The 23,954-nt window shown below is 71.8% G+C and carries 21 protein-coding genes; 10 read left to right on the top strand and 11 right to left on the bottom strand.

Annotation, left to right across the window (positions count from 1 at the left end; all coding sequences use genetic code 11):
* Positions 1 to 18: 18 nt before the first annotated feature.
* The 6 genes from B4N89_RS24610 to B4N89_RS24585 all read left to right on the top strand — a co-directional run bounded on the left by B4N89_RS24610 (position 19) and on the right by B4N89_RS24585 (position 8,952).
* Complete coding sequence (locus tag B4N89_RS24610; RefSeq protein ID WP_078977988.1) at positions 19 to 2,055, top strand: biotin carboxylase N-terminal domain-containing protein; 2,037 nt, start codon at positions 19 to 21, stop codon at positions 2,053 to 2,055.
* On the top strand, positions 2,052 to 3,830 hold the full coding sequence (locus tag B4N89_RS24605; RefSeq protein ID WP_078977987.1) for an acyclic terpene utilization AtuA family protein: 1,779 nt from the start codon (positions 2,052 to 2,054) through the stop codon (positions 3,828 to 3,830). The genes B4N89_RS24610 and B4N89_RS24605 overlap by 4 nt, the downstream gene beginning before the upstream one ends.
* A 3-nt stretch (positions 3,831 to 3,833) precedes the next feature.
* Positions 3,834 to 5,036: an acyl-CoA dehydrogenase family protein gene (locus B4N89_RS24600; protein WP_078977985.1), complete on the top strand. Its 1,203-nt coding sequence runs from the start codon at positions 3,834 to 3,836 to the stop codon at positions 5,034 to 5,036.
* Positions 5,037 to 5,234: 198 nt separating this feature from the next.
* Complete coding sequence (locus tag B4N89_RS24595) at positions 5,235 to 6,506, top strand: alpha/beta hydrolase (protein ID WP_143658075.1); 1,272 nt, start codon at positions 5,235 to 5,237, stop codon at positions 6,504 to 6,506.
* Positions 6,507 to 6,725: 219 nt separating this feature from the next.
* Complete coding sequence (locus tag B4N89_RS24590; protein ID WP_078977983.1) at positions 6,726 to 8,273, top strand: AMP-binding protein; 1,548 nt, start codon at positions 6,726 to 6,728, stop codon at positions 8,271 to 8,273.
* A gap of 79 nt (positions 8,274 to 8,352) precedes the next feature.
* Positions 8,353 to 8,952 (top strand): hypothetical protein, encoded by a 600-nt coding sequence (locus tag B4N89_RS24585; protein WP_078977981.1) that lies wholly within the window; start codon positions 8,353 to 8,355, stop codon positions 8,950 to 8,952.
* A gap of 80 nt (positions 8,953 to 9,032) precedes the next feature.
* Here the strand turns inward: B4N89_RS24585 and B4N89_RS24580 are convergent, their stop codons facing one another.
* Both B4N89_RS24580 and B4N89_RS24575 read right to left on the bottom strand, forming a co-directional pair.
* Positions 9,033 to 10,598, bottom strand: coding sequence for an APC family permease (locus B4N89_RS24580; RefSeq protein WP_078979599.1), 1,566 nt, complete (start codon positions 10,596 to 10,598; stop codon positions 9,033 to 9,035).
* Between the two features lie 89 nt (positions 10,599 to 10,687).
* On the bottom strand, positions 10,688 to 11,338 hold the full coding sequence (locus B4N89_RS24575) for a TetR/AcrR family transcriptional regulator (protein WP_078977979.1): 651 nt from the start codon (positions 11,336 to 11,338) through the stop codon (positions 10,688 to 10,690).
* Between the two features lie 135 nt (positions 11,339 to 11,473).
* Between B4N89_RS24575 and B4N89_RS24570 the strand changes: the two genes are divergently transcribed.
* Entirely contained in the window at positions 11,474 to 12,679 is a 1,206-nt protein-coding gene (locus tag B4N89_RS24570) for an FAD-dependent monooxygenase (protein WP_078977978.1), read from the top strand.
* Between the two features lie 122 nt (positions 12,680 to 12,801).
* A complete protein-coding gene (locus B4N89_RS24565) occupies positions 12,802 to 13,722 on the top strand; it encodes an alpha/beta hydrolase (RefSeq protein ID WP_161500807.1) in 921 nt (306 codons plus the stop codon).
* A gap of 19 nt (positions 13,723 to 13,741) precedes the next feature.
* Here the strand turns inward: B4N89_RS24565 and B4N89_RS24560 are convergent, their stop codons facing one another.
* From B4N89_RS24560 to B4N89_RS24530, 8 genes are all read right to left on the bottom strand, one after another.
* Positions 13,742 to 14,566 carry a heme ABC transporter ATP-binding protein gene (locus B4N89_RS24560; protein WP_201260895.1) on the bottom strand — a complete coding sequence of 275 codons (825 nt, stop codon included), beginning with the start codon at positions 14,564 to 14,566 and terminating at the stop codon, positions 13,742 to 13,744.
* Positions 14,566 to 15,684: a FecCD family ABC transporter permease gene (locus B4N89_RS24555; RefSeq protein ID WP_414646387.1), complete on the bottom strand. Its 1,119-nt coding sequence runs from the start codon at positions 15,682 to 15,684 to the stop codon at positions 14,566 to 14,568. Before B4N89_RS24555 ends, B4N89_RS24560 begins: the two co-directional genes overlap by 1 nt.
* Before the next feature lie 138 nt (positions 15,685 to 15,822).
* On the bottom strand, positions 15,823 to 16,782 hold the full coding sequence (locus tag B4N89_RS24550) for a heme/hemin ABC transporter substrate-binding protein (protein WP_201260894.1): 960 nt from the start codon (positions 16,780 to 16,782) through the stop codon (positions 15,823 to 15,825).
* Between the two features lie 102 nt (positions 16,783 to 16,884).
* Positions 16,885 to 17,133, bottom strand: a complete 249-nt coding sequence (locus tag B4N89_RS50790) for a hypothetical protein (RefSeq protein ID WP_201260893.1) — start codon at positions 17,131 to 17,133, stop codon at positions 16,885 to 16,887.
* A complete protein-coding gene (locus B4N89_RS24545; protein WP_201260892.1) occupies positions 17,091 to 17,624 on the bottom strand; it encodes a DUF7065 domain-containing protein in 534 nt (177 codons plus the stop codon). Before B4N89_RS24545 ends, B4N89_RS50790 begins: the two co-directional genes overlap by 43 nt.
* Before the next feature lie 82 nt (positions 17,625 to 17,706).
* Entirely contained in the window at positions 17,707 to 20,241 is a 2,535-nt protein-coding gene (valS, locus tag B4N89_RS24540; protein WP_201260891.1) for a valine--tRNA ligase, read from the bottom strand.
* 200 nt (positions 20,242 to 20,441) lie between these two features.
* Entirely contained in the window at positions 20,442 to 20,630 is a 189-nt protein-coding gene (locus tag B4N89_RS24535) for a DUF397 domain-containing protein (protein ID WP_235618763.1), read from the bottom strand.
* An 11-nt stretch (positions 20,631 to 20,641) separates the two neighbouring features.
* A complete protein-coding gene (locus tag B4N89_RS24530; RefSeq protein WP_235618762.1) occupies positions 20,642 to 21,631 on the bottom strand; it encodes a helix-turn-helix domain-containing protein in 990 nt (329 codons plus the stop codon).
* Between the two features lie 254 nt (positions 21,632 to 21,885).
* On the opposite strand from B4N89_RS24530, the gene B4N89_RS24525 reads away from it, so the two are divergent.
* Positions 21,886 to 22,392, top strand: coding sequence for a hypothetical protein (locus B4N89_RS24525; protein ID WP_078977970.1), 507 nt, complete (start codon positions 21,886 to 21,888; stop codon positions 22,390 to 22,392).
* Here the strand turns inward: B4N89_RS24525 and B4N89_RS24520 are convergent.
* On the bottom strand, positions 22,368 to 23,207 hold the full coding sequence (locus B4N89_RS24520) for an ATP-grasp domain-containing protein (RefSeq protein WP_078977968.1): 840 nt from the start codon (positions 23,205 to 23,207) through the stop codon (positions 22,368 to 22,370). The two genes, B4N89_RS24525 and B4N89_RS24520, sit on opposite strands and share 25 nt — an antisense overlap.
* A gap of 185 nt (positions 23,208 to 23,392) precedes the next feature.
* Here B4N89_RS24520 and B4N89_RS24515 point away from each other — a divergent pair, with 185 nt between their 5' ends.
* Entirely contained in the window at positions 23,393 to 23,929 is a 537-nt protein-coding gene (locus B4N89_RS24515; RefSeq protein ID WP_143658074.1) for a hypothetical protein, read from the top strand.
* The last annotated feature ends 25 nt before the right edge of the window (positions 23,930 to 23,954 follow it).

The raw sequence follows: 23,954 nt of genomic DNA, 5'->3' as shown, positions 1-23,954 counted from the left end.
GCACACCGAGGGGATCGTATGCCGCTCATCCGCAGGCTGTTGATCGCCAACCGCGGCGAGATCGCGGTCCGGATCGCCCGCACCGCCCACGCCATGGGGATCGACACCGTGGCCGTGTACGCCGATCCGGACGCCGACTCCCCGCACGTCGCGGCGGCGGACGAGGCGGTCCGGCTGCCGGGCGCGGCGGCCGCGGACACCTACCTGCGCGGCGACCTGCTGATCGACGCGGCCCGGACCACCGGCGCCGACACGATCCACCCCGGCTACGGCTTCCTGTCCGAGAATGCCGACTTCGCCCGCCGCACGGCCGAGGCGGGGCTGCTCTTCGTCGGCCCGACCCCGGAAACCATCGCCGCGATGGGCGACAAACTCGCCGCGAAGGACCTCCTCGGGCGCGCCGGCGTCCCGGTCCTGCCGGGCGGCGTCGTGACCCCCGGGTCCGTGGACGAACCGGCCGCCCGCATCGGCTTCCCCCTCCTCGTCAAGGCCGCGTTCGGCGGCGGCGGCCGGGGCATGCGCGTGGTCCGCGACCCGGGCGAACTGCCCGCCGCCGTCGCCGCCGCCCGTCGCGAGGCCGCCGCCGCGTTCGGTGACGACACCGTCTTCCTGGAGCAACTGGTCGAGAATCCCCGGCACATCGAGGTCCAGATCTTCGGCGACACGCACGGCCGGGTGATCGCCCTGTTCGAGCGGGACTGCTCGATCCAGCGCCGACACCAGAAGCTGATCGAGGAGAGCCCCGCGCCGGGCATCGACCCCGGCTTGCGCGCCCAGTTGTGCGCGGCGGCGGTGACCGCCGGGCGCGCGATCGGCTATGTCGGCGCGGGCACCGTCGAGTTCGTCCTCGACCGCGCCGGCGCCTTCCACCTCCTGGAGGTGAACACCCGCCTCCAGGTCGAGCACCCGGTCACCGAACTGACCACGGGCCTGGACCTGGTCCGCCTGCAACTCCAGGTGGCCCAGGGCCATGCGCTGCCCGCGCAGGCACACTCCGCCGGGCACGCGATCGAGGCCCGGCTGTACGCGGAGGACCCGGTCCGGGACTACGCCCCCTCGGTCGGCACCCTGCACCGCTTCGAACTCGCCGAGTCCGAGCGGGACGGAATCAGGGTGGACGCCGGGGTGGTGACGGGCAGTCGGGTCGGCGCGCACTACGACGCGCTCCTGGCCAAGGTGATCGCGTACGCGCCGACCCGTGAGGAGGCGTGCCGCAGGCTCGCCCGCGCGCTGGCCCGGGCCCGGGTGCACGGCGTGCGCACCAACCGCGATCTGCTCGTCGGCGTGCTGCGCTCGGCCGAGTTCACCGCCGGCGCCGTGGACACCGGCTTCCTCGATCGGCACGCCGCCGCCGACCTGTGCGCCGCCGACCCCTCGGCGACGCCCGTGCACGCCGCCGCCGCGGCGCTCGCCGGGCAGGCCGAACGCCGCTCCGGCGCCCGCGTGTTGACGAGCATCCCCAGCGGCTGGCGCAATGTCCGCGACGCCGACCAGCAGGTGACCTACACATCCGACCCGGACACCCGTACCACCGTGTCCTACCGCCTCCCGGACCACGTGGCGATCGACGGAAAACCCCTGCCGGATCTGCGAATCCACGCCGCGCACGCCGATCGGGTCGACCTGACCGTCGACAACGTCCGCCGAACCGTCCACGTGCACCGGGTCGGCGACACGGTGTACGCGGACAGCCCGCTCGGGGCGAGTGTCCTGACCGAACTCCCGCGCCTGCCCGAGCCCGCGCCGGCCGAGACCGAACCGGCCGGGTCGCTACTCGCGCCGATGCCCGGCACGGTGGTGCGGGTCGCGGTCGCCGTGGGCCAACCGGTGGCGGCCGGGCAACTCGTGCTGGCCGTGGAGGCGATGAAGATGGAGCACGAGGTGACCGCCCCGTACCCGGGCGTGGTGTCCCATCTGCCGGTCGGCACGGGCCAAGCGGTGGACGCGGGCGCGGTGTTGGCGGTCGTACGCGCCGCGGATCCCGAGGAGCAGGCGCGGCCCGCTCCGAAGCCGGCCGACCCACCCGCCGGGACCCCGGAGGAGGCGGTCGGATGAGCCGGACCGACAGCCGCCCGATCCGGATCGCCAACTGCTCCGGCTTCTACGGCGATCGGCTCGCCGCCGCCCACGAGATGGTCGAGGGCGGCCCGATCGACGTGCTCACCGGCGACTACCTGGCCGAACTGACCATGTCCATCCTGTGGAAGGCCCGGGCCAAGGACCCGAGCGCCGGCTACGCGCGCACCTTCGTGACCCAACTGGAACAGGTCATGGGCACGTGCCTGGACCGGGGCATCCGGGTGGTCTCCAACGCGGGCGGCCTCAATCCCGCCGGCCTGGCCGAGCGGCTGCACGCGAGCGCGCAACGCCTGGGCCTGGCGCCGAGGATCGCGTACATCACCGGCGACGACGTACTCGACCGGATCGGCGCCGGCCCGCGCACCGTGACGGCCAACGCCTACCTCGGCGGCTGGGGCATCGCCGAGGCGCTGGCCGAGGGCGCCGACATCGTGGTCTGTCCGCGCGTGACCGACGCGTCCTTGGTGGTCGGCCCCGCCGCGTGGTGGCACGGCTGGCGGCGCACCGACCACGACCGCATCGCCGGCGCGATCGTCGCGGGCCACGTGATCGAGTGCGGCCCGCAGGCCACCGGCGGCAACTACCCCTTCCTCGGCGAACCACCGCGACGGCAACGCGTGGGCCGCACGGCCGACTTCGCCCTCGACCCCCGCCGCCCCGGCTTCCCGATCGCCGAGGTGGCCGCCGACGGCTCGTCGGTGATCACCAAACACCGCGGCACCGGCGGCACCGTCTCGATCGGCACGGTCACCGCCCAACTGCTGTACGAGATCGGCGGACCCGCCTACGCCAACCCGGACGCGGTGGCCTGCTTCGACACCATCCGGATCGGTCCGGCCGGCCCCGACCGGGTCCGGATCCGGGGCGTGCGCGGCCTGCCGCCGCCGCCCACGCTCAAGGTCGGGGTCAACGAACTCGGCGGCTACCGCAACACCATGACGATGGTGCTCACCGGCCTGGACATCGAGGCGAAGGCCGCGCACGCCGAGCACATGCTGTTCGACGCGCTCGGCGGCCGGGACCGCTTCGCCGAGGTGGACGTGCGGCTGATCCGCTACGACCGCCCCGACGCGCCGACCAGCGAGCAGGCCGGCGCGCACCTGCGGATCACCGTCAAAGACCCGGACCCGGCCAGGGTCGGCCGGGCCTTCTCCGGCGCGGTCGTCGAACTCGCCCTGGCCGGCTACCCCGGCTTCCACACCACCACCCCGCCCACGGCCGAGACCGCCTACGCCGTCTTCCGCGCCGCGTCGATCCCGGCGGGCGAGGTCGCGCACACCGTGGTGCTCCCCGACGGCACCACCCGCCCGATCCCGCCGCCGGAGATCACCGCCGCGCTGCCGAAGGCTGTCCGCGACCCCCTCCCTTCCCCACGCCCCGACCCGCCCGGCCGGCCCACCCACCCGCCGGCCCCCACTCGCCGAGTCCCGCTCGGCCTGGTCTGCGGCGCCCGCTCCGGCGACAAGGGCGGCGACGCCAACCTCGGCCTGTGGACCCGCGACGACGCCTCGTATCGCTGGCTGCGCGTACACCTGACCGTCGATCGGCTGCGCGAGCTGCTGCCGGAGGCGGCCGACCTGCCGATCGAACGCCACGTGTTCGACAACCTGCGCGCGGTGAACTTCGTGATCACCGGCCTGCTCGGCGAGGGCGTCGGCTCCTCGACCCGCCCCGATCCGCAGGCCAAGGGCCTGGGCGAATACGTGCGGTCCCGGCACACCGACATCCCCACGACGCTGCTGGACGGGTGACCCATGCGCTTCCACGAAACCCGCGACCCGGGCTTCGACCCGAGCATCGACGAAAGCGACGAGCACCGGGCCCTGCGCGCCGCCGTGGGTGCGATCACCGACGGATTCGGCCCCGGCTACTTCGCCGAACACAGCCGCGAGCGCCGCCCCACCACCGAGCTGTGGCGGGAACTGGGCCGGCACGGCTACATCGGCGTCAACCTGCCCGAGGAGTACGGCGGCGGCGGTGGCGGCCTGGTCGAGCTGACCATCGTCTGCGAGGAGGTCGCCGCGCACGGCTGCCCGCTGCTGCTGCTCCTGGTGTCCGGGGCGATCGCCGGCGAGGTGCTGACCCGCTTCGGCACCGCCGGGCAACGGGCCGCGTGGTTGCCGGGCCTGGCAGCCGGCACCCGCAAGATCGTGTTCGCGATCACCGAGCCGGAGGCCGGTTCCAACACCCATCGGCTGGCCACCACGGCCCGCCGGGACGGCGACGGTTGGTTGCTGAACGGCACCAAGCAGTTCATCTCCGGAGTCGACGAGGCCGACGCGGTGCTCGTGGTGGCCCGGACCGGCACCGACCCCGACTCCGGGCACGGCCGGCTCTCGCTGTTCCTGGTCGACACCGCACACCCGAGGCTGACCGCGACCCCGCTGGCCATCGAAGGCGCGGCTCCGGAACGCCAGTTCACCGTCTTCTTCGATGACGTACCGCTGTCCGCCGACCGGCTGATCGGCACCGAGGGCGACGGCCTGCGCCAGGTCTTCCACGGCCTCAACCCCGAGCGGGTGACCGGGGCGGCACTGGGCGTGGGCATCGCGCGGTACGCCCTCGCCCGCGCGGCCGACTACGCCCGGACCCGCCAGGTATGGGATCGCCCGATCGGCACCCACCAGGCGATCGCCCACCCGCTCGCCCAAGCCGCCATCGAGGTCGAACTGGCCGCGCTGATGACCTACCGCGCGGCCCGGCTGCACGACGCGGGCGAGGCGCGGGTCAAGGCCGCCGGGGAGGCCGCCAACATGGCCAAGTACGCCGCCGCCGAGGCGGCCGTACACGCCGTCGACGCGGCGATCCAGACCCACGGCGGCAACGGGATGAGCCGCGACTACGGGCTGATCCCCCTGTGGGCGATGGCCCGTACGTTGCGGATCGCGCCGGTGAGCCGGGAGATGATCCTCAACCATGTGGCGCGGCACACACTGGGATTGCCACGTTCGTACTGATCGCCGATCGGCGGCCGGAGGAGCCGGCGCACTTGCGTGCGACTTGTGAATGACTGGGTACGGGACTCCGGATCGACGCGCCGGCAATCCGTCGGGCACAAAATAGACAGAGGCTGCACCGCTCCCGGCGCGACCGTGCGGGGCGTCGTCCGGGACCGGCGCCATCGGTCGGGCTCGGCGAAGAAGGCAGTGGGAGCGTTGGATCAAGAGCTGGCGGGACGGCCCTTCTGGGACGTGGACATCACGAGCATGTGGTTCGTCATAGGCATGGCGGTGGCCACCGCCGGCACCGCCTTCGCCACCGTCTGGTTCTGGAACCGTCCGACGCTGCAGCGCACCCGCCGGATCTGCACGCTGTTGTTCACCCAGCTCATGGTGACCTTCACCATCCTGGCCGCGGTCAACGCGCAGATGTACTTCTACTCGACCCTGTCGGACCTGATGCACATCGCCGACGGACCGTCCGTACCGGACGTGTCGGTGTCCACGGTGAAGGTCAAGCACCTCGATCCCAAGCCGGCCGTGCCGTTCTCCGACGACGACGGCAAGGGCCTGCCGTTCATGGTCACCAAACCCCCGCTGACCGACCGGCCGCGCACCCCGCACCCCCCGAGGCGCGGCGCCGACCCCAGGCACGGCGTGCTGGTCAACACCAGCATCCAGGGCCCGCGCACCGGCTACAAACTGGACACCTTCGTCTATCTGCCGGCCGCCTACTTCACCCCGGACAACGCCCGGACCCGCTTCCCGGTGATCCAGCTGACCTCGGGCTTCCCCGGCACCCCGGACACCTGGCTGCGCCGGATGAAGGTGCACCAGATGCTGGCCGGCCTGATGGAGTCGGGGCGGATGCCGCCGGCGATCGTGGTGATCGCGGCGCAGAACCCGATCGAGGGCCGGGACAGCGAGTGCGTGGACGCCCCCGGCGGCGCCCGCGCCGACACCTACCTCGGCCAGGACGTGCCCGACGCGATAGCGGCCAACTTCCGCACCGCGCCCGCGCCGGCCGGCTGGGGGCTGCTCGGCTACTCGACCGGCGGCTTCTGCTCGGCGAACCTGGCCCTGCGCCACCCCGACCGCTACGCCGCGGCCGCCAGTCTGTCCGGCTACTTCAAGGCGATCACCGACATCACCACGGGCGATCTGTACAAGGGCGACGACGGACTGCGCCGAGCCAACAGCCCGCACTACACCATCGAGAACCCGCGGCGGGCGCCGGTGCGGATGTATCTGTTCGCGGCCAAGGGCGAGGGCAAGACGGTGCGCGAGGCACGGGAGTTCGCCCGCAGGTTCCGACCCACGGACACGGTGAAGGTACAGATCGAATCGTCCGGCGGGCACAACTTCGGCACCTGGGCCAGGGGGCTGCCGGCGGCGTTCGAGTGGCTGGGGCGCGAACTCGCGGCGGCCACCGCGCAGCAGGGCGAGGTACGCGGACCGGCCTTCACGGGCGGACGCCCGCTGCACTGAGCGCGGGCGGGCGACCGTCACACCGCGGCCGGAGCCGGCCGCGCCGGCAAACCCGGCACGCGTCTTCGCGGTGACCGCGCCGCGTGAGCACGCGGTGGCCGTCGGTCCTTCAACGCGGCTGCGTACGGTGCGAGACTTCTGCGGCGCCATCCGAACGGAAGCTCAGCAGCCCGTCGCCCGCCCGGGCGGTGGACCGCCGCACCGAGACGAGGATCGCCCATGCATCCCGGTGTCATCGCCGCCGCGCACCCCGACCGCCCCGCCGTGATCCTGGCCGGCTCCGGCCGGGTCGTCACCTACGCCGAGTTGGACGCGGAAAGCAATCGTTTCGCCCACCTGCTGTACGACGCCGGGCTGCGTCCCGGGGACCATCTGGCCATCGCCCTGGAGAACCATCCCCTCTGTCTCGCGATCACCTGGGCCGCACAGCGCTCCGGATTGATCTACACGCCGGTGAGCGTGCGCCTGCACCCGGACGAACTCGCGTACGTGGTCGACAATTGCGGCGCCCGCGTATTCGTCTCCTCGGCCGCCGTCGGCGAACTCGCGGACGCCGTCCTGGAACGGGCGCCCCGGGTGGAGCGCCGGCTGATGCTCGACGGCGCGAGAGCCGGGTTCGAGGCGTACGAGGAGGCGGTGCGGCCGTACCCGAGCACGCCGATCGCCGTCGAACTCGAAGGCGTCGACATGCTCTACTCCTCCGGCACCACCGGCCGGCCCAAGGGCGTGCTGCCCCGCCGCGAGGACCATCCGCTGGGCAGCGGACCGGCCGTGACGCTCTATCGGATGCTCGGCGCGCTGTACGGGATGGACACCTCGGGCGCCGGCGGCGACGTGTATCTGTGCCCGGCGCCGCTGTACCACGCGGCCCCGCTGCGCTATTGCATGCAGTTCCTGCGGGGCGGGCACACCGTGGTGGTGCTGGAGCGCTTCGACGCCGAGGCCGCGCTCGCGGCGATCGAGCGATACCGGGTGACGCACAGTCAGTGGGTGCCGACCATGTTCGTGCGCATGCTCAAACTGCCCGCCGAGGTGCGCAATCGGCACGACCTGTCGTCGCTGCGCTACGCGGTGCACGCGTCGGCGCCGTGTCCGCCCGAGGTCAAGGAACGCATGCTGGAATGGTGGGGGCCGGTGTTGTACGAGTACTACGCGGGCACCGAGGCCAACGGCTACGTCGCCTGCACGCCCGAGGAGTGGCTGACCCATCGCGGCACGGTGGGGCGGGCGATCCTGGGCACCCTGCACGTGTGCGACGAGCAGGGCCGCGAACTGCCGGTGGGCGAGGACGGCGTGGTCTACTTCGCCGACGGGCCGCAGTTCACCTACCACGAGGATCCGGCCAAGACCGAGGCCGGCCGCGATCCCGGTGGGCGGGGCTGGACCACCCTCGGCGACATCGGACACCTGGACGCGGACGGCTTCCTGTACCTGACGGATCGTCAATCGCACCTGATCATCAGCGGCGGGGTGAACATCTACCCGCAGGAGGTGGAGAACCTGCTCGCCCTGCATCCCGCGATCGCCGACGTCGCGGTGCTCGGCGTGCCCGACGCGGACCTCGGCGAGCAGGTCAAGGCGGTCGTCCAGCCGGCCGAAGGAGCCGTGCCCGGACCGGAGTTGGCCGAGGAACTGATCGCGTACTGCCGCGCCCGGTTGGCCCACTACAAATGCCCGCGCTCCGTCGACTTCCGTCCCAGCCTTCCGCGCCGGCCGACGGGGAAGCTGTACAAACGCCTGCTGGTCGAGGAGTACGAGCGTTCGTGACGGAACACCGGTAGGTTGTGCCGCTCGAGGCCCCCGTGCCTGCGAATCCAAAAGAATCCCTGGGGGGATCACGCACGTCATGACCATGCCGTTCCAGAACGAAACGCAACTGATCATCCGGCAGAACTTCCGCCCGATCGTGAACCAATACGTGGTGCACCTGGTCGGCCCGGACGGCAAGCACGGACCGGTGATCGCCTTCGCGCAGCAAAAGCGCGGCAAGCTCAAGGAAGAGGTGATCCTCTACACCGACGACACCAAGACCACCGAACTCGCCCGGTTCAAGGCGCGCCAGATGCTCGACATCCGGGCCCAGCACGACGTGACCGGTGTCGAGGGCAGCAACCTCGGCATGTTCGCGAAGGACTTCAAGAAGTCGCTGCTGCGTTCCACGTGGCACCTGGAGCGCCCGGACGCTCCCCGGGCGACGGGGCAGGAGCGCAGCCTCTTCGGGGCGATCCTGCGCCGTGTGTGGGGCTTCATACCGGTGGTCGGGGCCTGGTTGCCGGCTCCGACCTACCACTTCGACTTCGTCGACGAGGGCGGGCGGCCGGTGCTGACCGTCGAGCGGCAGATGAAGCTGCGCGACCAGTACCTGGTGTCGCTCCCCGACCCGACGATGGACCGCCGACTGGCGATCTGCGTCGCGGTGGCCATGGACGCCATCCAGAACCGCTGAACCGTTCCGTTGCCGGCCGGGTCCCCCAGCGACCCGGCCGGCGGCGGGCGGGCCTATCGTGCTCGGTGCGCCGCGTGTGCTCAGTCCTCGTCCGGTACCAAAACGGGCGTGTCCCGCTTGAGCACCTCGCCCCGGAAGAACGCCGGGCTCCCGATCCGGCGGATCTCCATCAGCACCACGCCCAGCACCAGCAGGCCCACGCCGATGATGAACACGCTGCCCACCCCCAGGACCCGGTTGCCGTCGCCGTAGCCCGGGTCGGCCACGTCGACCAGCGTCTTGACGAAGATCGCGCCCAGCATCAGCCCGCCCAGGGCCGGCATGACGCCCTTGACCATCGCCTCGCGGACGCCGCGCGAGAGGTCCTTGCGGAAGTACCACACGCAGGAGAACGCGGTCAGCGAGTAGTAGAAGCAGATCATCAGGCCGAGCGCGTAGATCGTGTCGGTCAGCACGTTCTCCGACAGGATCGTCATGACCGTGTAGAACGCGCCGGTCGCGACGCCGGCGGTGATGGTGGCGAACCCCGGCGTCTTGTACCGGGGGTGCACCCGCGAGAACACCTTGGGCACCGCCTGGTAGGTGCTCATCGACAGCAGTGTGCGGGCGACCGGGATGAAGGTGGTCTGGAGGCTGGCCACCGAACTGGCCAGCACCGCGACGAACATCAGCACGCCGAGTCCCGAACCCATCACCGGATCGGCCAGTTTCGCGAAGATGTTGTCGTCCTCGTCGTTGTTCAGGCCCAGGCCCGTGCTCCCGGTGCCCGCGTACATCAGCGTGGCGACGCCGGTCATCAGGTAGGCCACCACGATGCACAACACCGAGATGATCGCGGCCCGGCCCGGAACCCTGGGCCCGCCGGCGGTCTCCTCGTTGATGCTCAGCGCGGTGTCCCAGCCCCAGTACATGAAGATCGACAACGACAGGCCGGCGGTCAGCGCGCCGAAGCCGTCGATGCCGAACGGGTTGAACCAGTCGAACGAGAACGGGATCGAGGTGGGCACGTCGCCCGCGCCGGCCTTGCCGATGGCCATTGCGACGAACAGGGCGAGCACCGCGAGTTGGAGCGCGACGAGCACGTATTGCACCCGCTTGGTCACCGTCATGCCGCGGTAGCTGATCGCGGTGGCGATGGCGATGAAGGCCAGACAGGTGGGCACGTGGACGAGCTTGTTGTCGTCCAGGTCGCGGATCCGGTCGCTGTCGAAGGCCTCGCCGAGCGCGAGGTAGAAGAACGACGTGCCGATTCCGGCGAGGTTGGACAGCACGATGATGGTGGCCATCACCAGGCCCCAGCCGCACATCCAGCCCACGCGCGGGCCGAACGCCTTGACCGTCCAGGTGAAGGACGTGCCGGCGTCCGGAACGGCCTTGCTGAGTTCGCGGTACGCGAAGGCGACGAGCAACATCGGGACGAAGCCGACCAGGAAGATCGCCGGCATGTGGGTGCCGACCTGGTTGACCGTGGGCCCGAGCGCGCCGGTGAGCGTGTACACCGGCGCCACCGTGGAGATGGCGACGACCACGCTTCCCAGCAGGCCGATGGAATTTCTGCTCAGCCCCTTGTCCTGGAGATCGGACTCCGGCAGGTAGTGCGACTCCCCCGCCGGATGGTGCCGGTGCCTATCGCCCCTTTGGCGCACGTGCTCATGACTCACAAGTGAACAGACTAAGTCAGGATGAAACGACTTTTGACCAAAGGGGTCGGGAACGATCGCACGCGTCGTTCATGTCACTCGTTGGGGCTTTTCGGGCGGGGCCGTCGGGCGGTATCGCCGAGCATCCCGGCCAGCAGTTCGGCGATTCCGGTGCGGATGTCGGCGCGGGAGGGGGGCGTGGCCCAGCCCGCGCCGGCGATCGCGTCGAACATCACCCCCTCGCACCACGCGACCAGGAATCGGCCGTGCCGCGCGGGTTCGGGCGAGCCGAGGGCGGCCACCATCGCGACGGCCGCCTCCCGGAACGCGACCCCGGCGCTGTCGTACACCCCGCGCAACTCGGGCCGCCGGGTCGCCTCCAGGGCCAGTTCGTAGCGGGCGATCTTCTGCGCGCGCCCCTCGCGGATCGCCTCGCTCACGATCGTGGCGGCCATGTCGGCGACACCGTCCACGTCGCCGGGCAGCGCGGGCGGCAGGTCGCCGTCGGCCGGCGCGGGGGCGAACTCCCCCGCCTCCAGGACGGTCATCCGGGCCAATGCCACCTCCAGGAGCGCGACGCGCGTGCGCGCGTAGTAGGAGGTGGACCCGGCCGGCAGCCCGGCGGCCTCGTCGACGGCGCGATGGGTCAGGCCGCGCATGCCGCGCTCGACGAGCAGGCGGATCGCGGTGTCGCCGATCAGCACGAGGCGATCCGGACGGTCGGGGCTGCGCTTGGCGGTGGTCACGGGGGCAGCCTAGCGATCTCGCTACAGCGGTAGAGATCTAGCCCACTACAGGTGTAGAGTCATGGTCATGCCCTCTACACCTGTAGTGGACATCAGGCAGTCGACACCGTCGACCCACCGACATCGGGGGAAACCATGTCCGTTCCCAAGCCCGAGGCGATCGTCGTCGGCGCCGGCCCCGGCGGGCTCGCCGCCGCCACCGCGCTGCACCGCAAGGGGTGGTCCGTGGTGGTCCTGGAGCGCTCCGCCACGCTGGAGCCGATCGGCGCCGCGATCGCGATCGCGCCGAACGGGCTGCGCGCCCTGGACACCATCGACGCGGGTGTGCCGCTGCGCGCGTGTGCCGCGATCCGGGGCGCCGCGACGCTGCGCCGGCCGGACGGGCGGGTGCTCGCGCCGACCAGCGGGGAGGCGTTCACCGCGCGGTTCGGCGAGCCGATGGTGCTCGCGGCGCGGGCCGAGTTGATGCGGGTGCTGCTCGCGGGGCTGCCGGCCGACGCGCTGCGGACCGGGACGACCGTGCTCACGGTGACCCCGGGGGACGCGGATCGGCGCGCGACGGTATCCACGGCGGACGAGACGCTGACCGCCGACCTGGTGGTCGCCGCCGACGGGATCCGGTCGCCGATTCGGCGGGCGGTGTTCCCCGAGCACCCCGGTCCGCGCTACGCCGGCTTCACCACGTGGCGGGCGATCGTACCCGCCATGGACATCACACCGGGCGAGACCTGGGGGCGCGGACTGGTCTTCGGGGCGATGCCGCTGGCCGACGGGCGGGTGTACTGGTACGCGACGGCGAACCGGCCGGCCGGCGCCACGCACGGCGACGCCGCCGGCGAGCGGGCCGAACTGCTGCGGCTGTACCGGGACTTCCACGAGCCCGTCGGCGACCTGATCGCCGCCGCGCCGGCCGAGCACATCCTGCATCTGGACGTGCACGAGATGGCCACGCCGCTGCCGGCCCACCACCGGGGGCGGGTCGTGCTGATCGGCGACGCCGCGCACGCGATGACGCCGAACCTGGGCCAGGGCGGCAACCAGGCGTTGGAGGACGCGATCGAGTTGGCCGACGTCCTCTCCGGCGCGACCGCGTCCGCAGTGGTCGACGCGCTGCCGGGATACAGCCGGCGCCGGGTGGCCCGTACCTCGGCGGTGGTCCGCAAGTCGCGTCGGATCGGGGCGATGGCGCAGTGGCACGGGCGGGGCGCGGTCGCCGTGCGCGACACGCTCCTGCGGGTGGCCGGCCGGGTCGCGCCGGACGCGGCGTTGCGTCCGCTGGACCCGGTGCTGGCCTGGCGTCCGCCGACGGGGGCTGCCGTTTCGACTCGGGCCGAGGTCTGATCCGGGCCGAGGTCTCAGCCGGCCGGGCGACCCGAGTGCGGCGCCGATGTGGGTTCCGCCTTCGGGGCATGCGTCGTACATTCCGTACCGGCCGGTATGGGAGGCGCGACGGAGGGGGCACGATGACCATCGATCCGCAGCTGGTGGAGTTGTTGGGGGTCCTGCCGGACGACCTGTTCGTGGGGGACGCGGCGACCGCGCGGGCCACCATCGACGCCGGGGTCGCGCTGCTGCCGGTACTGACCGAGCTGGCGCGGGTCGAGGATCGCACCGTCCCCGGCGCCGTCGACGCGCGGCCGGCGCGGGTGTACCGGCCGTCGGAGGAACCCGGGCTGCCGGTGACCCTGTTCTTCCACGGCGGCGGCTTCGTGATCGGCGGCCTGGACAGCCACGACGCGCTGGCCCGGCGGATCGCCCGGCACGCGAACTGCGTGGTGGTGTCGTTGGATTACCGACTGGCCCCCGAATTCCCCTTCCCCGCCGCGACCGAGGACGCGTTCGCCGCCTACCGGTGGCTCCTCGACCACGCGGGCGAACTGGGCGCCGATCCCGCCCGGATCGCCCTCGCCGGGGACAGCGCGGGCGCCACGCTGTCCGCGACCGTCTGCCTCCTCGCTCGCGAACACGGGCTCCCGCAACCGGCGTTGCAGATGCTCTGGTATCCGACGACCGGCGTCGAGGGCACCGCGTCGCAGGTCGAGAACGCCGACGCGCCGCTGCTCACCGCGGCCTCGATCGCGTGGTTCCTCGACCACTATTTCGGCGGCCGAGGGCTCGACGACCTCGGTCCGTACGCTCGGATCGGCACCATCGAGGACCTGTCCGGCCTGGCTCCGGCGCACGTGGTGATCGCGGGCCACGATCCGCTGCGCGACGAAGGCGCCGACTACGCCGAGCGGTTGCGCGCGGCCGGCAACACCGTCGAGTGCGAGTCGTTCGACGACATGGTGCACGGGTTCATGAGCTTCGTGGACCTGGTCCCGCGCTGTGAGGAGTGCGCGACGGGCTCGTTCGCCGCGCTGCACCGGGCGTTGCACCCATGAGACGGGACCCGGCTCGCGCTCAGCGGGACGGCAGGATCAGCAGCTCGTCCGTGCCGGGCCGGCGCAGCACCTCGACCGGATGGCCGTACAGGTCGGAGAGCACCGGTGCGGTGCACACCTCGTCCGGTACGCCGCACGCGACCAGCCGTCCGCCCGCAAGCAGCGCGATCCGGTCCGCGTAGGCGGCGGCGAGGTTGAGGTCGTGCAGCACGATCACCACCGCGTCGCCCAGCCGGGCCCGGGCACGGGCCAGGCGCAGCACGTCCTCGGTGTGCTTGAGGTCGAGCGCGGCGGTGGGTTCGTCGAGGAACAGCACGGGCGCGCCCTGCGCCAGCACCCGGGCGAGCGAGACCCGGGCCCGCTCGCCGCCGGACAACGACGGGTAGGTCCGGTCGGCCAGGTGCGCCACGTCGGTCTCCGCCAGGCAGCGGGCCACGATCGTGTCCTCGGACTCCTCGCTCGGCAGCCCCGCGTGCGGCGCGCGGCCCATCCGGACCACCTCATCCACCGTGAACGGGAAGGACAGCGTCACGCTCTGCGGCAACACCCCTCGGCGCAGCGCCAGTTCCCGCTGCGCGTAGTCGGGCACCGGACGCCCGGCGATCCGCACCGTGCCGTGGTGCGGGGTCAGGTCGCCGGTGAGCAGGCCGAGCAGGGTGGATTTGCCGGCGCCGTTGGGCCCCAGGACCGCGACGATCTCGCCGTGGCGCACGGTGAGCGAGACGCCGTCGACCAGGTTGCGGCCGCCGATGGTGAAGGTGACGTCCTCGGCCTCGACGCCGACCGCGCCGATCTCGGGGGTGCTCCGGTCGATCGCCGACCGGCTCCGGGCGAGCAGCCTCATCAGGCCCAACCTCCTTGCCGGGAACGGGTCCGGCGCAACAGCCACAGGAAGAACGGGGCGCCGATCAGCGCGGTGAGCACGCCGAGCGGAACCTCCTTGGGCATCGCGACGGTGCGCGCCGCCAGGTCGGCGGCGACGGTGACCAGCGCGCCCAGGACCGCGCTCGCGGGCAGCAGCAGCCGGTGCCGGGGGCCGGCGATCAGCCGGATGATGTGCGGTACGACCAGGCCGACGAAGGTGATCACGCCGGCCGCGGCAACGGCCGCGCCGACCAGGGTCGCGCTCAGCACGACCACCACGACGCGTACCCGTTCGGTGTCCACGCCCAGGTGCCGGGCGCCGCGTTCGCCCAGGGCCATGATGTCGAGCGCGCGGGCGTACCGGGGCAGGATCAGCAGGCCGATCACCGCGAACGGGGCCAGCGCGCCGATGATCTTCCAGCTCGCGCCGCCGACGCTGCCCAGGTTCCAGAAGGTGATGCTGCGCAGTTCGGCGTCGTCGGCGACGAAGGTGAACAGGCCGATCGCGGCGCCCGCGAGGGCGTTGATCGCGATGCCGGTGAGCACCAGGGTGACCACTTCGGTGCGGCCGTCGGAGCGGGAGAGCAGATAGACGAAGAGGGTGGTGAGCAGGCCGCCGATGAAGGCGAACGCGGTCACCGTCCAGGATCCGAAGGTGGACACGCCCAGCACGATCGCGCCGACCGCGCCGAGCGCCGCGCCCGAGGACACCCCGATCACGCCGGGTTCGGCCAGCGGGTTGCCGAACACGCCCTGCATCGCGGCTCCGGCGCAGCCCAGGCAGGCGCCGACCATGATCCCGAGCACGATGCGCGGGAAGCGGATGTTCCACAACACGGCTTCGTTGGCCTCGGATACGTGGCCGACGTCCAGGCCCAGGTGGTGCAGTGCGGAGTAGAGCACCTGGTCGGAGGGGATCTCGAAGGCGCCCATGCCGGCCGAGACGATGCTCGTGGCCAGGAGCAGCAGTACGAGGGCGGGCATCAGCCAACGCCCGTGTCGGCGCGGCGCGGCGGGCACCGCGGCGGTGGGCGTGCCGAGTTCGACTCCGGGCGAGGAGAAGTCCGGCTCGCCCGCCGGTTCTTGACGTTCCGTCACCGTGGCCACGGGCTCCCCTGGGTCTTCCCGTTGTCGGTCCTCGGGCGTCGGACGGGCGGGACGGGCCCGTCCGACGCCCGGGCGGTGTGCACCTCGGGCCGGCGTGCTTCGCGGCCGCTGCGGCGGATCGGGCCGGGCCTAGCCATGCAGGAGGTCGACGAGCTTGTTCAGCGCGACGCCCGCGGTCGGGCCGCCGCCGCCCAGTTCCAGGTCGTCCATCGCGACGACCTTGCGGTTCTGGCCTGCCGGGGTCTGCGCCACGCCGGGCAGCTTGAGCACGCCGTCGACGCCGCCGACCGACTCGAGGCCCTTTTGGAAGACGAGGATCACGTCGGGCTTGGCCGCGACCATCGCCTCCGGGGTGAGCGCGGCGGACATCTGTACGCCCAGTTCGGTGCCGGTGTCGATGCCGCCGGCGGCGGTGATCATGCTGTCGGGGCCCAGGCCCTTGCCACCGATCTGGTACAGGTTGGCCTGTCCGCGAATGTAGAGGAACGCCACGCGCGGCTTGGTGGTGGCCTGTGCGCCCTTGGCCTTGGCGGTGGCGATCTCGCCGGCGGTGCGGTCGGCCAGCGTCTTGCCCTTGTCCGGCACGCCGAGCGCGGTGGCGATGGTGGTGATCCGGGTGATTGCGTCCTCGGGCTTGGCGCTGTCCGGGACCAGCACGATCGGTACGCCGGCCGCCTTGAGCTGGTCGACCGCGCTGCGCGGGCCGACCGAGGCGCTGCCGATCGCGACGGTGGGCCGCTGGGCGAGGATGCCCTCGGAGTTGAGGCTGCGCGAGTTGCCGAAGGTGGGCTTGCCCTTGCTCTCCGGCAGGACCGCGCCGGAGGTGTCCACGCCGACCACGTTCGAGGCCAGGCCGAGGGCGTAGACGGTCTGCGCGATGTCGCCGCCGAGCGGCACGATGCGGCTCGCGTCCTTGACGGTGACCTTGCCCATCGTGGTGTCCACGGTGGCGGGCAGCGCGGCGGCGGCCTGGTCGGGCTTGGCGGTCTTGGCGTCGGACTTCTTGTCGTCGTCGCCGCACGCCGTGGCGAACGCGGTGAGGGCGAGGACGGCCGCGGCCACCTTCAAGCTGGTTCGGCGCAGACGCATCCGGCGGCCTTTCGTGCACGGGGTGGGCCGACCCGGAGCCGGCGAATTCAGGCAAGCCTTGCCTTCCTTCACCCGGCAATTTAAAGGTAAGGCTTGCCTAACTCAAGCCCGTGTCGGGTGGACAACATCACACGAACCCGCCGACCCGCCCACGATTCGCCCGCCGGTCACCCGGCGGAGCGGCGGGCGCCAGTCCCGGCTGTGTCGGCGGATCTCGGCCGCGGAGAAGTTCTCGTGGTCCTCGCCCCACGCGGTGACGCCGTCGAAGGTCCACTCGGTGAGGCCGTTGACGGTGAACAGATTCGGGTTCAGGAAGAAGCCGAGGCGGTTGACTGGGAGCGCGGACCCCACGAACGGTCCCGGAAGCCGTAGGAGTCGATCGGGATCTCCTCGCCGCGCAGCACCACCGTGCCGGTGTAGCGGCCGGGCTGGTCGAGGTGCTTCTCGCCCAGGTAGTGCGGCGGCAGCAGGCCGGTGAAGGTGAGGTCGACGTGGATCTCGTCGCCGCCGTCGGGGTCGTCGTAGCCGACCTCGTACACCCGCTGCGGCTCCACGCAGCGCACCCGGAAGCCGTTCGGCAGGCGCAGGTCGGTCAGGTCCTGGTCGGGGATCGGCAGATGCCAGAAGTTCTTGGCGTAGACCGCGTCGTGCGGGTGTTGTCCGCTGTCGTCCCAGAAGTAGGCGCCGCCCGCCGCGACCCCCTGGTTCGCCCGGAAGAACGGGTACAGCTGCCCGGACAACCGCTTGTGCGGCACGGTGAAGGTGAACCAGGAGGTCTCCGACCAGTACGGGTCGTCGTCGGCCGGCGGGTGGAACCTGTCGTCGGGGTGGGAAGTGGTCATGGCCAACGGGCACTACGAGTACTTGGCCGAGTCAATGAATGTTGGGTGCCGCTTGGGGTTGGGTGCTGTTTGGGGTCGGGTGCTACTCGAGCACGACCTCCGCCGTCAGCGGCCCGCTCCCCGGCACCCGGTCGATCCGGGCGATGTGGCCGGCCGCGCGCAGGTCGGTCTCGATCGGCGTGAGGCGGGCCAGCGCGTCGGCGTCGCCGGTGACGGTGAGCGCGGCCACCTCGGCGCGCATCGACACCTGCGCGGCGGACTTGGCCCGGCGCACCTCGGCGATCAGGCCGGACGCGACGCCGAGCAGGGCCCGGTCGGCCGCCGGCGGTGCGGCCGGGGCGGGCCAGGCCGCCCGGTGCACCGAGCCCTCCTGCCACCAGGACCACACCTCCTCGGTGGCGAACGGCAACACCGGCGCGAGCAGCCGCGTCAGTACCGACAGCGCGCCCGCCAGTGCGGCCCGGGCCGAGGCGGCGCCCGCCTCGTCGCCGGCCTCGCCGTACGCGCGCGCCTTGACCAACTCGACGTAGTCGTCGCAGAAGTACCAGAAGAAGCGCTCGGTCCGCTCCAGGGCCCGCGCGTAGTCGTAGTCCTCGAACGCCTCCCCCGCCGCCCGGGCCACCTCCGCCAACTCGGCGAGCAGGGCCAGGTCGAGCGGTTCGGTCACCGCCTCGGGCGCCTCGGCGGCACCGGTCGACGCCGCGCCGATCGACAACACGAAGCGGCTCACGTTGAGCAGCTTGATCGCCAGCCGCCGGCCGACCTTCATCTGCCCGACGTCGAACGCGGTGTCCACGCCGGGCCGGCCGTTCGCCGCCCAGTAGCGCACCGCGTCGGAGCCGTGCTGCGCGAGCAGGTCGACCGGGGTGACCACGTTGCCCTTGGACTTGGACATCTTCTTGCGGTCCGGGTCCAGGATCCAGCCGGAGATCGCCGCGTGCGCGAACGGCAGGCTGTCGTGCTCCGCGTCGGCGCGCACCACGGAGGAGAACAGCCAGGTACGGATGATCTCGTGCGCCTGCGGCCGCAGGTCCATCGGGAACACCCGGGCGAACAGGTCCTCGTCCCGACACCAGCCGCCCGCGATCTGCGGGGTCAGCGAGGACGTCGCCCAGGTGTCCATCACGTCCGGGTCGCCGACGAACCCGCCCGGCTCGCCCCGCTGTTGCTCGGTGTATCCGGGCGGCACGTCGGTGTACGGGTCGATCGGCAGGTCGGCCTCGGCGGGCGACAGCGGCTTGTCGTGGAGCGGCAGGCCGGCCTCGTCCAGCGGGTACCACAGCGGCACCGGCACGCCGAAGAAGCGCTGCCGGCTGATCAGCCAGTCGCCGTTGAGGCCGTCGACCCAGTTGTCGTAGCGGACCTTCATGTGCGCGGGATGCCAGGCCAACTCGGCGCCCCGGGCCAGCAGTCGGCCGCGCAGGTCCGCGTCGCGTCCGCCGTTGCGCAGGTACCACTGCCGGGTGGTGACGATCTCGAGCGGCTTGTCGCCCTTCTCGTAGAACTTGACCGCGTGCGTGATCGGCTCGGGCTCGCCGACCAGGTCGCCGCTCTCGCGCAACATCGCCACGATCCGCTCGCGTGCGGTGAACACGGTGGCGCCGGCGAGGCGCGCGTACGCCTCGATCCCCTCGGGCCGCTCGATCCCGGCCGGCGGCTCGCTCCGGAACCTGCCGTCCCAGTCGAGGACGGGCCGGGTCTCCAGGCGCAGTTCGCGCCACCAGGTGACGTCGGTGGTGTCGCCGAACGTGCACACCATGGCCAGCCCGGAGCCCTTCTCCGGATCGGCCAGCGGGTGGGCGTACACCGGCACGGCGACGCCGAACAGCGGGGTGCGGGCGCACGAGCCGAACAGGTGGGTGTAGCGGGTGTCGTCGGGGTGCGCGACCAGGGCCACGCACGCGGGCAGCAACTCCGGCCGGGTGGTGGCGATCTCCAGCGCGTCGCCGGTCGGGGCGCGGAAGGTCAGCCGGTGGTAGGCGCCGGGACGCTCCCGGTCCTCCAGCTCGGCCTGCGCCACGGCGGTGCGGAAGGTGACGTCCCACAGGGTGGGCGCCTCGGCCGGGTACGCCTCGCCGCGCGCCAGGTTGCGCAGGAAGGCCCGCTGTGACGCGGTGCGCGAGACGGCGTCGATGGTCTGGTACGTCATCGACCAGTCGACGGACAGCCCGAGCAGTCGCCACAACTCCTCGAACGCGCGCTCGTCCTGCCGGGTGAGTTCCTCGCACAGTTCGATGAAGTTGCGTCGGGAGACCGGGATCTGGCGCTTCGCCGGCTGCGCGGGCGGCACGAAGTCCGGGTCGTACGGCAGCGCCGGATCGCAGCGCACGCCGAAGTGGTTCTGCACCCGCCGCTCGGTGGGCAGGCCGTTGTCGTCCCAGCCCATGGGGTAGAAGACCTCGCGCCCGCACATGCGCCGGTAGCGCGCGACGGCGTCGGTGTGCGTGTACGAGAAGACGTGGCCCACGTGCAGCGATCCGCTGACCGTCGGGGGCGGGGTGTCGATCGAGTAGACCTCGTCGCGGGTGCGGGTGCGATCGAAGCGGTATACGCCCGTCTCGTCCCAGACGCGCGACCATTTCGCTTCCAGCCCGTCGAGGGTGGGCTTGTCGGGCATGCGGGGGGAACCAGAGGCGGGAACCATGCACCCGGAGCGTACCGGGCGAGGGGGCGGGGCTCTAACCCATTGTTCGGTTCATGGGGGTGGGTCGCGGCGGTTCACGGCGGGCCGCCGCGGTTCGCCGCTGGGGCGGGGCCCGGCGAACGCCCGTCGGGGGGTCGGGTGTTCGCCGGGGCCGGTCGGGCGGGCGGATCCGGTCAGGCGTCGGCGCGCAGCGTGGCGACGAACGCGGCCCAGGGCGCCCGGGCGACGGTCAACTGCCCGATCGCGGGGTCCTTGCTGTCGCGTACGTCGGTGCGGCCGTCGGGGTGGGGGCGGATCTCGGTGCAGTCGCCGTTCTGCATGCTGTAGCTGCTCTTGACCCAAAGGGGTGAGTTCTCAGGCATCGGCATTCTTCCTAACTCGGCTGCTCGGCTGCTCGTTTACTCGGCTGCGCGGTTACCGGGCCACTCGGCTCTTCGGTCCGCGAGTCGGTGAGGCCGCGAGGGGGCTGCGAGGTGGTCGGTGCGCAGGACGATCGGCCTGCGAGTTCCTTGGCACTGGACGCGATGAAGGCCTCGGACTCGATGGGACTCAGCGCGATTCCCCGCAAGTCCGCGAAAACCTTGCCGTAGTGAGCGGTGTCCTGGGCTCTTTCCAGGTAGGCGTGGCTGGTGAAGCTCTCCAGCGAAACCACTTCCATCCCCGAGGGGGGAGGGAACCCGTAGATCGAGAACGGCGTGGGGCCGCCCGGATAGGCGCCTGCCGAAAAGGGTAGTACCTGCACGGTCACGTTCGAAAGTTGGGCAATTTCGATCAAGCGCACGAGCTGCTCGCGCAACACCCGCCGGCCGCCTATCTCCTGGCGCAGCGCGGCTTCGCCGATGACCATCAACACCCGCATCGGGGCGGGCTCCTCGCGGGTCAGCACCCGCTGCCGATCCAGTCGCACCCGGACCCTGGTCCGGCACTGTTCGTCGAGCGGTCCCACAGTGCCACCGCGGATGACGGCGGTCGCGTACTCCTCGGTCTGGAACAGCCCCGGAATGATGCTGGGTTGGAAGCCCAGGCAGGAGGCGACCTCGGCTTCCAGACCGATCAGGTCGAGGAAGTCCTGCGGGAGTCGGTCGGCGAGGTCGCGCCACCAGCGCTGTCGCCGGCCCTCGCGCGCCAGCGCCAACCAGCCCTCGCGCGTGGCCGGATCGGTCACGTCGTACAGGTCGAGCAGCGCCTTGAGGTCGAGCGCCCGGATGCCGCTGCGGCCGGACTCGATCCGGCTCACCTTGGCGGGATGGCAGGAGAGCGCGTCGGCCACGTCCTCCAGGAGCAACGCGCGATCCTCGCGCAGCCGACGCAGGTTGGAGCCCAGGACGCGCCTGCGCACGGTCGGGTACTGCTCGGCGCCCATTGCTTCCTCCCGTCGCGGCTTTTCGCAATACTCATGGCTTTTCCGCCAGATTTCGGGAGTTCACCCCGAGAAGTGGGCGTCATGGTACTCATATCCGACACGATGCAAGTCGGGTGAGTTGTTTGACTTGCACTTGATGCCCGTACCGAGGACGCTACTTACAGCGACCCGTCGAGCACCCGCCGAAGGGCTCGCGGGGGTCCGGTCGCGCCCGGGGCCGCGCCGGTGTCCCGAACCTTGGGAGGCGAGGAATCGTGCTGCGGGAGCAAGACGCCGGCGTGAATCAGGCCGGGATCGCGTGGATCAGTGCCGCCACCCGCGATCCGCGCGATACGCGGCACACCTGGCTGACCAACCCGGGCGCACGCCGCGCGGCGGACACCGGCCGGCTGTTCGACGCCGTGGTGGTGCGGGCCGATCTGGGGCGGGCGGTGCTGGCGGTGCTGGTCGCGGCGGGCGCCCCCGTGGGGGCGGTGATCGGCGAGGAGCACGCGGGCAAGTGGGCCTACTTGGTCGGACCGGGCAGCGCGGAGGCCTGGCAGGGCGCGGTCGGCCCGGCCCAGGGCGCCCGCTACCACTACGTCGGCCACGGCGGCTGCCTCACCCTCCCGGGCCCGCGCCCCCAGCCGGGCTCGTCGATGACCTGGATCATCCGCCCCGGCCTCGGCACGAACCTGACCTGCGTGACCACCCTGGCCGACGCGTACCTGACAGCCGAAGCCGGCCCAGGGAGGCCCTACGGCTCGCCGGGCAGGCAGTAGGGCGAGCGAACACCGGTCCCGCAGTCGGCGGGTGCGGCGGGTCGTGCCCGGGCAAAGCGGGTGTCGGCCGGTCGCAGCGCGGCGCGGGGGCCGGCGGCGGCGACGATCACGTCCAGGCATCGGGCCGGATCGGCGGCGTAGATGTTGCTGAACCAGGCCATGTTGGGCTCGACCACCACCCAGTGCTCCTCGGCGCTGTCGGCGGTGCCGGCCAGGCCGACGTCCAGGACCACCGCACTCGGCAACCCCGCGCCGTGCTCGGCGAGCAGGTCGCGGGCGAAGGCGAACACTTCCCCGGCCCTGGGATCACCGGTCAGCGGCATCGGGTCGAGCCGACCGAAGGTCGCGTAGCGCGAACCCGTGTGCGGGACGCCGTCCAGCACGAACAGCCGGTACTCGACGACGAAGGTCCGGATCTCGGCGACCAGCACCGGCGTGGCGTCGGGGACGGCGGCGGGCAGCCGGGTGCCGTCCGCGTACACGGCCGCCTCGAACGACTTGTCACTGGGCGGCTTCACGAACGCGGGCGTCCGCAACCGCCGCGCCTCACCCATCGTCGTCGCGACGATCCCCCGCCGCGTCCACCGCTCCGGCAACGCGGCGAGCCAGTCGTCCGCAGGCTCCAGCAGCGCCACATCCAGCGACGCGGCAACGCTGTCGCCGAACCGGGGCCCGCCGTAGTAGGCCGCGGCGCCCCGCAGCTCGGGCCGGGGCCCGCCAAGCACGACAACCGCCATCCCACGCCCAACGGCAGCTCCGGCCAACAACTCCCCCGTGGTGGTGGATTGGGCGGAGAGCGCGAGGGTGGTGGGCATGGTCGAAGACACGTGGGCACGTTAGAACGTGTGAGCCGGCGGAGCGAGCGAGTTTGCGCCTCACGCCCGGTGGGACCCACGACGGCGTGTTCGGCCGCGTTGCTACGGTCGTGGTCGCGGGGCACGCCGGGCGGGTTCGACGCGCGGAATCCCAACGTCATTCGAGAGGACGAAGGAGCGTTCCCATGAGTCGCAGTCGCCGTAAGGATGCCCGGGCGAAGCGTCTGAGACGCGCGCTGACGGGCGTGCGCGGTCGCAAGCGTGGTATCGCCACGTTCATGTTCTGGCCGCTGATCGGTTCCCTGGAAGTCCTCGAGTGGCGACTGACCGAGCCGGGCCGCCCGGAGGCGCAACGGCTCCTGGAGTCCGTCATGGACGCGCTTTCCTGGAACACGGACCTCGTCTACGGTGTCGACCTGGGGCCGCGGGAGGGACCGACCTTCTTTTCCCAAGCCACTGTGTACCTCGACCGACCCTCCGGCCTCGCCGTCACCCACGGCCACGACGATCCGGACCCGTCCGACTCACCTGACAACCCCGAATACGCACGCCTGCACGCCGCTCTCGCCACGCTCGAACGGCAGTGGCGCCACGAACTCCCCCGCTACCCGCCACGCATCCTCCTTCGCGACGTCCGCGAACGTCGCGAAAGGCAACTCCGGGAACTTTTCGATTCCTTCACCACCACCCACCCCGGCCTCACCGCCACCATCCGCAGCTGAGCGTGAATTGCGTCGGAAGCTCATC

It is taken from the genome of Embleya scabrispora (genome assembly GCF_002024165.1).
GTDB classification, from domain to species: domain Bacteria; phylum Actinomycetota; class Actinomycetes; order Streptomycetales; family Streptomycetaceae; genus Embleya; species Embleya scabrispora_A.
Note: the sequence above shows the minus strand (reverse complement) of the source record. Positions and strands in the feature narration are given on the sequence as shown.